Origin of the sequence: Streptomyces sp. P3 (assembly GCF_003032475.1) — a bacterium.
Lineage (GTDB): Bacteria > Actinomycetota > Actinomycetes > Streptomycetales > Streptomycetaceae > Streptomyces.
The window spans coordinates 5,747,726-5,761,139 of record NZ_CP028369.1 but is presented as its reverse complement, the minus strand read 5'-3'; the positions used below and the strand labels follow the sequence as shown (position 1 = coordinate 5,761,139).

The following is a 13,414-nucleotide window of genomic DNA, read 5'->3' as shown; positions in this document are numbered from 1 at the left end:
CGGCCCTCGCTGGAGGACCGGACCGTTCGGATGCCGCTGGGTCAGTGCGATTCGTTCACACCCGAGCCGTCCTGGCCGTTCTGGTTCTGGTTCTGGTCCTTGCCCTGACGGCCGTCCTGCTTGCCGCCGTTCTGGTTCTGGTCGCCGCCGTTCTGGTTCGCGCCGCCGTTCTGGTTCGCGCCGCCGTCGGCCGCCGCGTCGCCGCCGCCCTGGATCGCCTCGCCGGTGTTGTCGTCGATGCCGTCACCGTTGGCGTCGACCGCGCCCGCGCCCGCCTGGCCGCCACCCTGGATGGCCTCGCCGGTGTTGTCGTCGATGCCGTCACCGTTGGCGTCGACCGCGCCCGCGCCCGCCTGGCCACCGCCCTGGATGGCCTCACCGGTGTTGTCGTCGATGCCGTCACCGTTGGCGTCGACCGCACCCGCGCCCGCCTGGCCACCGCCGGCGTCACCTGCACCTGCACCTGCACCTGCACCGGCGTCGCCGAGCGTCGCGCCGACCGCCGCCAGGGCGGTGGTCACCGGCTGGAAGAAGGTCTCGCCGCCGACCCTGCAGTCACCGCTGCCGCCGGACGTCAGACCGATCGCCTGGCCGTCCTGGGTGAAGAGCGAGCCGCCGCTGTCGCCGGGCTCGGCACAGACGTCGGTCTGGATGAGGCCGGTGACCGTGCCCTCGGGGTAGTTCACCGTGGCGTCGAGGCCGAGCACCTGACCGTCCTTGAGGCCGGTGGTGCTGCCCATGCGGAAGACCTGCGTGCCGACGGTCGCCTCGGCAGCCTGGCTGATCGCGACCTTCTGCTGACCGGTGTTGACCTCGCTGGGCGCCTGGGTGTTCGCGTCGTCGTACTTCACAAGCGCGAAGTCACCGTCGCCGGGGAAGGTCGCCTTGTCGACAGTGGCGATCGGCTGGCCGTTCTCGGAGTCGGACCACTGCTTGGCCGCGACACCGCAGTGACCTGCCGTCAGGAACGCCGGGGAGCCGTCGCCCGCCGTCACGTTGAAGCCGAGGGAGCAGCGCGCTCCGCCGCCGAATATCGCGTCCCCGCCGGACACGAGCGGCTTGAGGGTGCCGGCCGACTTCCTGATGGTCGCCATGCTCGCGCCGAGGGACTTCACCGTCGAGTCGACGCGGTCCCACTTGCGGCCGGTGACCGTGGAGTCGGCGGTGACGAGGATCTTGTTCGTCCTCGGGTCGACGGCCCAGGAGGTGCCCGGGACGGTCGCCTTCGTCTTCAGCGTCTTCGCCGCCGCCTCGAGTTCGGCCTTGCTGTTCTCCACCTCGCGGACCTTGGCACCCGCCCGCTCGGCCTGCACGACGACGTTGTTCTTGTCGCCGGAGACGTTCGTGACGTTGACGACCAGCTGCTTGGCGGCGTCGTCGTAGTACGAGCCGGCGAAGGCGTCACCGAGCAGCTTCTCGAGCTGGGACGCGAGGTTCGAGGCGTCGCCCGACTTCAGGGTCTTCACCGAGGCGGCTCCGTTGGCGCCGTTGTCCTGGGAGGCGTTGGCCTGGGGAAGCAGGATGGCCGCCGCTCCGAGGGCCGCCACACCGCCTGCCGCGATGATGGCCTTGCGCTTCGTAACTCGCTTGTGACTCAAAAAACTCGACCTCCTGGGGGGACGGGGTCTGACTGCCGGTGTCGGCAGCTCCGTACATCCGTACAGCGGCGCCTGGTTGGCCATGGGTACGCAGGCGGCACGCGGCGCGTTCAATCGCGATTGCCAACTTCCTTTGCGAAACGCTGAATCGACCGTGACCCGCGGCCGACTCCGCCGGCCGCAGAGCAGTCACCCATATCGCGATGACGACCGCCGAAGCCGACAAGATCCTTTCGAGTGGTTTTCGCCCCCTCGGCGCACACGCCGGCCCCTGCGCCCCGCCCTCGGAGAGGGACCCTCCCGTTCCGCGTCCTCACTGGTCAACGGCGCTCACGCCGGACGCCGGGACGCCGCGACGGCGGGCGTTCACGGGCGCCGCGCATCCGGGGCGCCGAGCGGCGCCGCGACCTTCGGGGAGGCCGGGCGGAGGCCGGGCGGTGAAGGCGGTCCGGTGACCGACGGCGCGTCAGACACTGCGGGATGTCGGCCGGATCCGTACCCGGTGGCTGAATCCGATCCCTGGCCGAAGCCCCCGGATCCACACGTTCCGCAGTCGTCCGGCGACTCTTCGTCGACGAGGCGCGTCGGAATCCCCGCTCCAGGAAATCTGCACAGCGCATGCCCAAGCGGGGCACCGTCGGGGCGGGTTCTGCACATCCGCGCGGCCCCGGCCGGGCCATTGGGTGCGCAGTGTCGGATTCGCCGCGAGAATGCCGGGCGCTCATCCGAGCGAAGCCTGCCCAAGGTGTGAAGAAGTCGATCCCAAGCCGTGGCCGCACCTGCACGGTTTGACGCTCCTGTGACGCAAGTGCCCAGGTGAGAGCGGTGATTGATTGGATGTCCGAGCCTTGGACCTGCTTTAGTCCAACGCACCGCAGGCCGCCGCGGTCTCCTCAGACGGGGGCCCGGCGCCGGCGTTCGCGGCCGTCGTCTGTCCCCCAGAGGGGGCCGCTCCCCCCTTATGAATACCCATGTGAAGGGAAGTCCCCCCATGAACTCCACCCCCCAGGTTGAGACCGTCGAGATCTCCGACGCCGAGCTGGACAACGTCTCCGGCGGTCTGGCCCTGAACGCCCTCGGCACCGTCACCGGCCTGGTGGACGGCATCGCCCCGGTCTCGTCCGTGGTCGACACGGCCGTCGGCACCGTCGAGGGCGTCACCGGCCTGAGCACCGCCCCGGTCACCAACCTGGTCGCCGGTCTCTGATCGCGCCCTTGTGACCCTTTGAGTCCCGGAGCCGTCACCCGGCTCCGGGACTCGTCGGTGCGCCGAGACCCCCAGGGAAGCCCTGTGCAGTTCCGTCAACAGGCCCTCGCCAAGCTCCAGTCACCGGAGGAACTCGACCTGCCGGTGCGTTTCGCGCGCCCGCAGGGATGGCTGGTGCTGTCCGTGACGGTGGTGGTCCTGGCGGCCGCGTCCGTGTGGGCGGTGACCGGGTCGGTCACGTCCACCGTGGACGCACCCGCCGTCCTGACCCACGGCGAGGGCAGCTACCTCCTGCAGAGCCCCGCCGCCGGCCAGGTCACCGCCGTCCTCGCGAAGGAGGGTGAACGACTGCCCGCCGACGCCCCCGTGCTGAAGGTGCGCACGACCGAGGGCGTCACCGTGGTACGGACGGTCGCCGCGGGCCGGATCACCGCGCTCGCCGCCTCGATCGGACAGATCATCTCCACCGGCGCGAACGTGGCCGCCGTCGAGAAGATCGCCGACGCCGACGATCCGCTGTACGCCACGGTGTACGTCCCGGCGGAGAGCGCGGCCTCGATCCCGCGGGACGCGGCCGTCGACCTCACCGTGCAGACCGTGCCGTCCCAGCGGTACGGCGTGCTGCGCGGCCGGGTGAAGTCGGTGGACCGCGAGGCCCAGTCGGCGCAGCAGATCGCCGCGTTCCTGGGCGACAGCCAACTGGGCGAGCAGTTCAGCGAGGAGGGCCGCCCGGTGGCGGTCCTGGTCCGCCTCGAGAAGTCCTCGGCGACCAAAAGCGGATACCGGTGGTCGTCCGCGGGCGGACCGCCGTACGCGCTCGCCTCCATGACCATGGCCACGGGCTCGATCCGGCTGGCCGACCAGCATCCCGTCGACTGGCTGCTCCCGTGACCGCCGCCGGGCAGACCCGCGGCCGACGGCGGGCCGCACCGCCCCGGCGCCCGGTCCCCAAGAGCCGGGTGAAGACCGTCCGCACGCCCACGGTGCTGCAGATGGAGGCCGTGGAGTGCGGGGCCGCCTCCCTCGCCATGGTCCTCGCCCACTACGGCCGGCACGTCCCGCTGGAGGAGCTGCGCATCGCGTGCGGCGTCTCCCGCGACGGTTCGCGCGCGAGCAACCTGTTGAAGGCGGCCCGCAGTTACGGACTGACGGCCAAGGGCATGCAGATGGACCTGGCCGCGCTCGCCGGGGTCGGTACGCCGGCGATCCTCTTCTGGGAGTTCAACCACTACGTCGTCTACGAGGGCCTGGGCCGGCGCTTCGGCCGGCGCGGCGTGTTCGTCAACGACCCGGGCAAGGGCCGGCGGTTCGTGCCCATGGAGGACTTCGACGGCAGCTTCACGGGTGTCGTGCTGGTGCTGGAGCCGGGTGAGGACTTCGAGCGGGGCGGACGCAGACCCGGTGTGCTGGGCGCCATGCCGGCCCGGCTGCGCGGTACCGCGGGCACCCTGCCGGCCGCCGTGCTGGCGAGCCTGCTGCTGGTTCTGGTGGGCGCGGCGGTACCGGCGCTGAGCCGGACCTGGATCGACACGTTCCTGATCGAGGGTCAGACCTCTTTGCTGGGCGTGCTGTTCGCGTCGATGGGGACCTGCGTGGCGCTCACGGTCGCGCTGACCTGGCTGCAGCAGGCCAACCTCCATCACGGCCGGATCATCTCCTCGACGCTGTCCAGCGCCCGCTTCCTTCGGCATCTGCTGCGGCTGCCGGTGACCTTCTTCTCCCAGCGCAGTCCGGCCGACCTGGTCCAGCGTCTGCAGTCGAACGACGCCGTCGCCGAGACCCTGGCCCGCGACCTGGCGTCGGCGGGCGTGGACGCGGTGGTGGTCGTCCTGTACGCCTTCCTCCTCTACACCTACGACCCGCAGTTGACGTACGTCGGCGTCGGAGTGGCGCTGCTGAACATCGTCGCCATGCGGATCGTCGTGCGGATGCGGGCGACCCGGACGGCGAAGCTGCGCGCGGACACCGCGCGGCTCACCAACACGGCCTACACCGGGCTGCAGTTGATCGAGACGATGAAGGCCACCGGCGGCGAGGACGGCTACTTCCGCAAGTGGGCCGGGCAGCACGCGACCACCCTGGAGGAGCAGCAGCGGCTCGGGGTGCCGAGCGCCTGGCTGGGCGTGGTGGCGCCGACGCTCGCGACGCTCAACAGCGCGCTGATCCTGTGGATCGGCGGGACGCGCGCGATCGAGGGCCATGTCTCGGTGGGTCTGCTGGTCGCCTTCCAGGCTCTGGTCGCCCGCTTCACCGCGCCGCTGACCCGGCTCAACGGCGTGGCCGGCCGTATCCAGGACTTCGCCGCCGACGTGGCCCGGCTGAAGGACGTGGAGAACTTCCGCGCCGACCCGCTCTACGACCGTCGCGATGGCGCCGACTCCACACGCCGGCTGCGCGGCCACGTCGAGCTGGAGAACGTCTCGTTCGGCTACAGCCCGCTGGACAAGCCGCTGCTGACCGGCTTCGACCTGACCGTCGGGCCCGGGCAGCAGGTCGCGCTGGTGGGCGGCTCCGGCAGCGGCAAGTCGACGGTGTCGCGGCTGATCTCGGGCCTGTACGCGCCCTGGGAGGGCGTCATCCGGATCGACGGGCAGCGGCTGGAGGACATTCCGCGGGGGGCGCTGGCCTCCTCCGTCTCCTTCGTCGACCAGGAGGTGTTCCTGTTCGAGGGGTCGGTCCGCGACAACGTGGCGCTGTGGGACCCGTCGATCCCCGACGACGCCGTCGAGGACGCGCTGCGCGACGCGGCGCTCCTCGACGTGGTCCTGCGCAGGCCCGGCGGCATCCGCAGCGGTGTGGAGCAGGACGGGCGCAACTTCTCCGGCGGGCAGCGGCAGCGCCTCGAGATCGCGCGGGCGCTGGTGCGCCGGCCGAGCGTCCTCGTGCTGGACGAGGTGACCAGCGCGCTGGACGCGGAGACCGAGCAGACGGTGATGGACAACCTGCGCCGACGCGGCTGCGCGTGCGTGGTGATCGCACACCGGCTGAGCACGGTGCGCGACAGCGACGAGATCGTCGTGCTCCGGCACGGCACGGTCGTGGAACGCGGCCGGCACGAGGAACTGGTGGCGCGCGGCGGCTCGTACGCGGCCCTGGTCAGGGAGCGATGAGATGACTGCCGTGTCCGAGGGCGAGCTCGACGTCGTGCTCGCAGCGCTGGGCCGGACGGGTTCGCGGATCGACTGCGCCGGCTCGGGCCGCGTCGACCTCGAGGGCCCGCAGGTGCTGTGGCTGGTCGCGTCCGGCGCGCTGGACCTGTTCGCGGTGGACGCCGGACAGCAGGGGCACTGGCACCATCTGGGGCGGCTGGAGGCGGGCGCGCTGCTGCTCGGTCCGGTCGCCGGGCCCCGGCACACGCTCGTCGCACGGCCGTCGCGGGACTGCGTGGTGCACCGTGTCGCGCTGCGCGAGCTGTACCAGCCGGCGCACACCCGGACCTGGTCGTACGACGAGTACGGCAACCCCCGTTACGTGCCGCCGACTTCGAGTCCGCTGGAGTACGCGCTCGCCCTCGGCGTCGGCCGCGGTCTGTCGGTCCTCTTCCAGGCGCCGATGGCCACGGAGGGGTCGGTGGAGGTCCAGGACGACGACGTGTTCTGGATGCAGGTCCCGCCGGGCAGTGTGCAGTACGGCTCGCTGTACGGCGAGGAGGCCGCCGCCGACCTGCTGATGGACCCGGCGGTGTGGCAGTCCATGGTCGACCAGCAGTACCGGCTGCTGACCACGCTGGACCGCTGGATCGAGCAGCTGGAACGTACCCACGAGACCCGTACGGCCGCCGGGATCAAGGCCGGCGAGGCGGTGCGCGCCCAGGCCGACCGGACGCTCCTCGCGTCGATCGGCAAGAAGTCCGGGCAGCGCGCGACGGCCGCCGACGCCGACGCGACCTTCGCCGCCTGCCGGCTGGTCGCGCGGGCCGCGGGGATCGCTCTCGTCGAGCCCGCCCGGACGGGGTCCGACGGCGACCGGCTGGACCCGGTCGAGCGGATCGCTCTCGCCTCGCGGGTGCGGGCCCGGGCGGTCCGCCTCGACGGCCGGTGGTGGCGCGACGACGTGGGGCCGCTGGTCGGGCACCGGGCGCTGTCCGGGGCGCCCGTCGCGTTGCTGTGGCGGCGCGGCGGCTATGTCGCCGTGCATCCGGCGACCGGACGGGAGACGCCGGTCGAGAAGGCCAACGCGCAGGAGTTCGAACCGCGGGCCGTCATGTTCTACCGGCCGTTGCCGGAGCGGCGGCTCGGCCCGCTCGGCCTGCTGCGGTTCTGTATGCGGGGCACCGCCGGCGACCTGACGAACCTGCTGCTCAGCGGGTTGGTGACGGTGGCGATCGGGGCGCTGGTGCCGATCGCCACCGGCAAGGTGCTGGGCGAGTACGTGCCGAAGGCCCAGCAGGGTCTGATCGCGCAGGTGTGCCTGTCCGTGATGGTCGCCGGCGTGGTCGCGGCGGCGTTCACACTGCTGCAGAACCTGACCATCCTGCGGCTGGAGGGCCGGGTCGAGGCGACGCTCCAGCCTGCGGTGTGGGACCGGCTGCTCAGACTCCCGACGACGTTCTTCGCCGAGCGGTCCACGGGCGAGCTGGCCAGTGCCGCGATGGGCGTCAGCACGATCCGCAGGCTGCTGGCGGGGCTCGGCCCCTCGGTCGCGCAGTCCGTCACGATCGGCGCGATGAACCTGGGGCTGCTGCTCTGGTACAGCGTGCCGATGGCGCTGGCGGCGATCGGCATGCTGGTCGTGATCGCGTCCGTGTTCCTGGCGCTCGGCCTGTGGCAGGTGCGCTGGCAGCGGCGGCTCGTCGTGCTGTCCAACAAGCTGAACAACCAGGCGTTCCAGACGTTGCGCGGGCTGCCGAAACTGCGGGTGGCGGCGGCCGAGAACTACGCGTACGCGGCCTGGGCGGCGCAGTTCGCGCGCAGCCGCGAGCTGCAGCAGCGGCTCGGCCGGATCAAGAACCTCAGCACGGTGCTGGGCTCGGTGTACCTGCCGCTGTGCTCGCTGCTGATGTTCATGCTGCTTGCGGGCCCCGCCCGGGGGGCGCTGTCGGCGGCGGACTTCCTCGCCTTCAACACCTCCATGACGATGCTGCTCACCTCGGTCACCTCGTTGACCGGCGCGTTCGTGTCGTCCGTTGCCGCGTTGCCGTTGTTCGAGGAGATCCGGCCGGTGCTGGAGGCCACCCCCGAAGTGCGCACCGCGAGCACCCGTCCCGGCCCGCTGACCGGCGCGCTCGAGGCCCGCCGGCTCTCCTTCCGCTATTCCGACGACGGCCCTCTCGTCCTCGACGACGTCTCCTTCGAGGTGCGGCCGGGCGAGTTCGTGGCGGTCGTCGGCCCGAGCGGCTGCGGCAAGTCGACCCTGTTGCGGTTGCTCATCGGCTTCGACAGCCCCCTGTCGGGCAGTGTGCTCTACGACGGCCAGGACCTGGCGGCGCTGGACCAGGCGGCGGTGCGCCGGCAGTGCGGGGTGGTGCTCCAGCACGCCCAGCCGTTCACCGGCTCACTGCTGGACGTCATCTGCGGTACCGGGGCCTACACGCCGGAGGAGGCGATGGCGGCCGCGGAGCTGGCGGGTCTCGCGGAGGACATCAGGCGTATGCCGATGGGTCTGCACACGATCGTCTCCGGCAGCGGGTCCGTCTCGGGAGGTCAGCGTCAGCGGCTGATGATCGCGCAGGCGCTGATCCGGCAGCCGCGCATCCTGTTCTTCGACGAGGCGACCAGCGCCCTCGACAACGAGACGCAGCGCACGGTCATCGAGAGCACCCGCAAGCTCAACGCGACGCGCGTGGTCATCGCGCACCGGCTCTCCACGGTGATGGACGCCGACCGGGTGGTCGTGATGGAGAACGGCAGGATCGCCCAGCAGGGCCCGCCGGCGCAGCTCCTCGCGGACACCGGCGGCCGGCTGCACGAGCTGGTGCGACGACAGCTGGCGTAGAGCCCGCGGACGCGCCTCGGCCGGGCGGTAGTCGTCCCCCGCCCACCCGGCACCGGCGGCCGGCGCCCGAGACCCCGGACCTCCGACTCCGGGGCCCGCTAGCGAAACTTTGCCGTTTCGCAGAATCTGGTCTAGCCTCCACGTGTACGAAACGGTTTCGTTTATCTGCTCTCTGCCGACGTCCCTGGAGTGGTTCCCCATGTCCTCCAAAACCCTGACGGAAGACGCCCGCGCGGGCGCCGAACAGAATCCGTCCACGGACTCCGCCAAGAAGTGGTGGATCCTGGCGGTGGTCGCCCTCGCCCAGCTGATGGTGGTGCTGGACGCCACCATCGTGAACATCGCGCTGCCCTCCGCCCAGGCAGACCTCGGCTTCTCCGACGGCAGCCGGCAGTGGATCGTCACCGCGTACGCCCTGGCGTTCGCCTCCCTGCTGCTGCTCGGCGGACGCATAGCCGACCTCTTCGGCCGCAAGACGGCCTTCCTGATCGGCGTGGTCGGCTTCGCCGCCGTCTCGGCGCTCGGCGGCGCCGCCAGCAACTTCGAGATGCTGGTCACCGCCCGCGCGCTGCAGGGCGCGTTCGGCGCGCTCCTCGCCCCGGCGGCGCTCTCCCTGCTCAACACCACGTTCACCGACGCCAAGGAGCGGGCCAAGGCGTTCAGCGTCTACGGTGCCATCGCCGGCGCGGGCGGCGCGGTGGGCCTGCTGCTCGGCGGCATCCTGACCGACGCGCTCGACTGGCGCTGGACGCTGTACGTCAACGTGGCCATCGCCGTCCTCGCCTTCGCGGGTGGCTGGCTCCTGCTCGCCAACCACCGCGACGCCGCGAACTCGAAGCTCGACGTGCCCGGCACCGTCCTGGTCGCCGCCGGCCTGTTCGCCCTGGTCTACGGCTTCTCCAACGCGGAGACACACGACTGGGACTCCCCGCTGACCTGGGGCTTCCTGATCGCCGGCGGCCTGCTGCTGGCCGCCTTCACCTGGTGGCAGACCCGCGCCGCGCACCCGCTGCTGCCGCTGCGCATCCTGCTCGACCGCAACCGCGCGGCCTCCTTCTTCGCCGTGCTCGTCTCCGGCGCCGGCATGTTCGGCGTGTTCCTCTTCCTCACCTACTACCTGCAGCTGAACCTCGGCTTCAGCCCGACGAAGACGGGCGTGGCCTTCCTGCCGATGGTCGGCGCGCTCATGGTCGCGGCACAGCTCGGCACGACGGTCCTGGTGCCGCGACTGGGCCCGAAGACGGTCATCCCGCTGGGCTTCGCCGTCGCCGCGGCCGGCATGGCCTGGCTGACCGGGATCGGCGTCGGCTCGCACTATCCGAGCGCCGTCCTGCCGCAGCTGGTCGTCACCGGCATGGGCCTCGGTCTGGTCATGCCGCCCGCCATGCAGCTCGCCACCGGCGGGGTCGCCGCCGAGGACGCGGGCGTGGCCTCGGCCACCGTCAACGCGATGCAGCAGGTGGGCGGCTCGATCGGCACGGCCCTGCTGAACACCCTCGCCGCGAGCGCCGCCACGGACTACCTGGCCGGCAAGAACCCGGCGGACAAGCTGGTCCAGGCGCAGGCCACCATCGAGAGCTACACCACGGCCTTCTGGTGGTCGGCCGGGTTCTTCGTCGCGGGCGCGGTCATCGCCTTCGCTCTCTTCCGCCGCGGAGTGCCGGAGCAGGACGCGGACGCCGCGCCGGTCATCCACATGTGACGGACCGGGCGCAGGAGCCGCCCACCGGGGAGAGGGGCCGCCGTCCGCACCGGACGGCGGCCCCCGCTGCCGTCCGGGCCGTCGGCACACCCGCCTTCGCCCTCCTGCCTCCCGTTATGCTCCGTTTCGGCTCGGTGGCGCATGGAGGTTTGGGCCTGGGTACTCGCGGTCCATGAGAATCAGCGTTCTGGACGTGGGGTCGAACACCGTACGGCTCGTGGTCGCTGACGCGGCGGGCGGAGTTCCGCTGCCGGTGCACACCGCGAAGTGGCGGCTGCGGCTGTCCGAGCAGGTCAAGCCCGGCGACCCCATCCCCGAGGAGGCCGTGGAACGGCTCGTCCGGGCGGTTTTTGCCGCGGCCCGGACCGCGGACCGCTGGGGGGCCGCCGGGCCCCTCGCCTTCGCCACCGCCGTGGTGCGCGCCGCCCCCAACCGGCAGGAGGTGCTGCGCACGGTCCGGGCGCGCAGCGGCGTCGCGCTGTCCACCCTGCCGGGCGAGGTGGAGGCGGAACTGACGTTTCTCGGGGCCCGGCGCTGGATGGGCTGGCGGTCCGGACCGCTCGCCCTGCTGGACATCGGCGGCGGGTCCTTCGAGGTGGCCTTCGGGCGGGGCCGGCTGCCGGACTTCGTCGTGTCACTGCCGTTGGGTGCGGCCCGCCTCACCCACGACTTCTTCGCGGACCACGACCCGCCCTCCCCCGAGCTCGTACGCGCGGCACGCCGCCGGATCCGGCATCAGCTCAGGGACGTGGCCGCCCGGATCCGCTGGGAGGGTCCGCGTACGGCGGTGGCGACCTCCCGGACCTTCCAGCAGCTCGGGCGGCTGTGCGGGGCGGCGCCCGGGCGGCACGGCCCGTTCATGGACCGCACCCTGCACCGCGGCGACCTGCGGAAAGCCATCGACACGCTGGCCGCCCTGCCCTCGGCCGAACGCGCCCGGCTGCCCGGCATCTCCGCGCCGCGCGCCGCGCAGAGCCTGGCCGGCGCGGTGCTCGGGCACACGGCGATGAAGCTGACCGGGCTCTCCACGCTCACCGTCTGCCCCTGGGCGATCCGTGAGGGCGTGATGCTGCGCCACCTGGAGGACGGTCCCGCCTGGTGGGCGGAGGTCACCCGGCTCACCGACGACGGGCAGGCACCCCCGGAGCCGGTCCCGCTGCGCCTCGCGAAACACTGAGACCGATCCGAACCCGGCGGAAGGAAGCCACCGTGCCCGACGACGACCAGCGCCCCGACACCGGCCAGGACCGCCCCCGGACCGCGCTGGAGGAGGTCATCCAGGAGATAGAGGAGGCCGAGACCCGCGTCGACGACCCGCAGGGCGAGCGCTCCCGGCGCAGGGCGGAGGCCGCCGACGCGCTCACCGCCGACCGGCGCGCCCAGGAGGAGTCCCGGGGCGACTGAAACCCGCGAGCCGCGGCCGGAAGGGGCGCCGGCATCCCCGCCGGACACCCCCTGCCGTCGCACCGCGGGCCGAGGGGTGTCCCGCCGCCCGCGGGGTACCCGGCCCGCATGGCACACGACCTTGCAGGACCGCCGCTGCCGGCTCCCCGAGGCCCGGTCTCCACGGCCGTCCGCGCGTACCTGGAGGACGCGGGCCCCCTCCCGGCGAGCGAGGCGGCGGTGTCCGCGCCCCCGTACGGCGACGACCTCCAGCTGGCCCTGTACCTCTGCTATGAACTGCACTACCGCGGTTTCGCCGGGGTGTCCCCGGACCGCGAGTGGGACCCGGCGCTGCTGGGGGTCCGGGCCGCGCTGGAACACCGCTTCCTGACCGCCCTGCGCGCGGACACACCGGTCCACGCCTCCCTCGACGAGGCGCTGGCGGAGATCCTCGTGGAGCCCGTCGAGGGCACGGGCGTCAGCCACTTCCTGGCCGCCGAGGGCGAGGCCTGGCAGCTGCGCGAGTACGCGGCCCAGCGCTCCCTGTACCACCTCAAGGAGGCGGACCCGCACGCGTGGGTGCTGCCGCGGCTGTGGGGCCGGGCCAAGGCGGCCATGGCCGCGGTGGAGTTCGACGAGTACGGCGGCGGCCGGCCCGAGCGTGTGCACGCCCGGCTCTTCGCGGACCTGATGGCGGACCTCGGGCTGGACACCGGCTACGGCCGCTACCTCGACGCGGCGTGCGCGCAGGCGCTGGCCGTGGTCAACATGATGTCCCTGTTCGGCCTGCACCGGTCCCTGCGGGGAGCGCTCGTCGGCCACTTCGCGGCGGTGGAGATCACCTCCTCCCCCGGTTCGCGGCGGCTCGCGGCGGCGATGCGCCACGCGGACGCCGGCCCCGCCGCCGTGCGCTTCTACGACGAGCACGTCGAGGCGGACGCCGTCCACGAGCAGGTCGTGCGCCACGAGGTCATCGCCGGTCTGCTCGAGGAGGAGCCCCACCTGGCGGCCGACATCGCTTTCGGCGTCGACGCGACCGGGATATTGGAGGACCGCCTCGGCGATCGGCTGCTGGCCGCCTGGCGCTCGGGCGGATCCTCCCTGCGGATCCCGCTGTCCGAGCCGGAGACCGTCCGCCTCTCCTGACCTGCCCCGCTGCACGGCGAGGGGAGTCAGGAGAACGAGAGGCGTCAAGAGAAGACGACGAGAACCACGAGAAACGACGAGAACGAGGAACCGGTGGTCGCCCGTGTCGAACTCCCCCGCCGACAAGCCCTGCCGGATCAGCGTCCGCCGCCGGGGGCCCCTGCTCGTCGAAGGTCCGGTGGAGGTGGAACTGGAGGACGGCACGACCGTCTCCTCCGACCGTTTCCGGGTCGCCCTGTGCACCTGCCGGCGCAGCCGGCGCTACCCCTGGTGCGACACCAGCCACCGGGACCGGGAGCGTTCCTGACGGCCCCGGCCGTCCGAAGGGCCGCACCCGCGCAGGCGGGTGCGGCCGGGTCGCGCGCGGAGCCGGTCGCGCGCGACGGACGACCCGGCCGCCGGCGGCCGGGTCGTACACGAAAAGCCCGGAGGCCGGCGGCAGCC

Annotated in this window: 10 protein-coding genes; 9 read left to right on the top strand and 1 reads right to left on the bottom strand. The window is 72.4% G+C overall.

Annotation, left to right across the window (positions count from 1 at the left end; translation table 11 throughout):
- Nucleotides 1-41: 41 nt before the first annotated feature.
- On the bottom strand, nt 42-1,598 hold the full coding sequence (locus C6376_RS25545; RefSeq protein ID WP_107445579.1) for a S1 family peptidase: 1,557 nt from the start codon (nt 1,596-1,598) through the stop codon (nt 42-44).
- A gap of 991 nt (nt 1,599-2,589) precedes the next feature.
- On the opposite strand from C6376_RS25545, the gene C6376_RS25540 reads away from it, so the two are divergent.
- The 9 genes from C6376_RS25540 to C6376_RS25500 all read left to right on the top strand — a co-directional run bounded on the left by C6376_RS25540 (nt 2,590) and on the right by C6376_RS25500 (nt 13,277).
- Entirely contained in the window at nt 2,590-2,805 is a 216-nt protein-coding gene (locus C6376_RS25540) for a type A2 lantipeptide (protein WP_107445578.1), read from the top strand.
- A gap of 84 nt (nt 2,806-2,889) precedes the next feature.
- Nucleotides 2,890-3,696 (top strand): HlyD family efflux transporter periplasmic adaptor subunit, encoded by an 807-nt coding sequence (locus tag C6376_RS25535; protein ID WP_107445577.1) that lies wholly within the window; start codon nt 2,890-2,892, stop codon nt 3,694-3,696.
- Nucleotides 3,693-5,915 carry an NHLP family bacteriocin export ABC transporter peptidase/permease/ATPase subunit gene (locus C6376_RS25530; protein WP_107445576.1) on the top strand — a complete coding sequence of 741 codons (2,223 nt, stop codon included), beginning with the start codon at nt 3,693-3,695 and terminating at the stop codon, nt 5,913-5,915. The genes C6376_RS25535 and C6376_RS25530 overlap by 4 nt, the downstream gene beginning before the upstream one ends.
- Nucleotide 5,916: 1 nt before the next feature.
- Nucleotides 5,917-8,739: an NHLP bacteriocin export ABC transporter permease/ATPase subunit gene (locus tag C6376_RS25525; protein ID WP_107445575.1), complete on the top strand. Its 2,823-nt coding sequence runs from the start codon at nt 5,917-5,919 to the stop codon at nt 8,737-8,739.
- A 199-nt stretch (nt 8,740-8,938) separates the two neighbouring features.
- Complete coding sequence (locus tag C6376_RS25520; protein ID WP_107445574.1) at nt 8,939-10,441, top strand: MFS transporter; 1,503 nt, start codon at nt 8,939-8,941, stop codon at nt 10,439-10,441.
- A 172-nt stretch (nt 10,442-10,613) separates the two neighbouring features.
- Complete coding sequence (locus tag C6376_RS25515) at nt 10,614-11,618, top strand: hypothetical protein (protein WP_107445573.1); 1,005 nt, start codon at nt 10,614-10,616, stop codon at nt 11,616-11,618.
- A 32-nt stretch (nt 11,619-11,650) separates the two neighbouring features.
- Nucleotides 11,651-11,845: a hypothetical protein gene (locus C6376_RS25510; RefSeq protein WP_107445572.1), complete on the top strand. Its 195-nt coding sequence runs from the start codon at nt 11,651-11,653 to the stop codon at nt 11,843-11,845.
- Between the two features lie 108 nt (nt 11,846-11,953).
- Nucleotides 11,954-12,970, top strand: coding sequence for an iron-containing redox enzyme family protein (locus tag C6376_RS25505; protein WP_107445571.1), 1,017 nt, complete (start codon nt 11,954-11,956; stop codon nt 12,968-12,970).
- Nucleotides 12,971-13,073: 103 nt separating this feature from the next.
- The gene (locus tag C6376_RS25500) at nt 13,074-13,277 is read left to right on the top strand and encodes a CDGSH iron-sulfur domain-containing protein (RefSeq protein WP_107445570.1); all 204 of its coding nucleotides are present in this window, start codon (nt 13,074-13,076) and stop codon (nt 13,275-13,277) included.
- Nucleotides 13,278-13,414 lie beyond the last annotated feature (137 nt).

Excerpts from the sequence above, each read along its gene's own strand:
- C6376_RS25540 (WP_107445578.1), top strand. The coding sequence starts at position 2,590 with ATGAACTCCACCCCCCAGGTTGAGACCGTCGAGATCTCCGACGCCGAG.
- C6376_RS25525 (WP_107445575.1), top strand. The coding sequence starts at position 5,917 with ATGACTGCCGTGTCCGAGGGCGAGCTCGACGTCGTGCTCGCAGCGCTG.
- C6376_RS25520 (WP_107445574.1), top strand. The coding sequence starts at position 8,939 with ATGTCCTCCAAAACCCTGACGGAAGACGCCCGCGCGGGCGCCGAACAG.
- C6376_RS25515 (WP_107445573.1), top strand. The coding sequence starts at position 10,614 with ATGAGAATCAGCGTTCTGGACGTGGGGTCGAACACCGTACGGCTCGTG.
- C6376_RS25505 (WP_107445571.1), top strand. The coding sequence starts at position 11,954 with ATGGCACACGACCTTGCAGGACCGCCGCTGCCGGCTCCCCGAGGCCCG.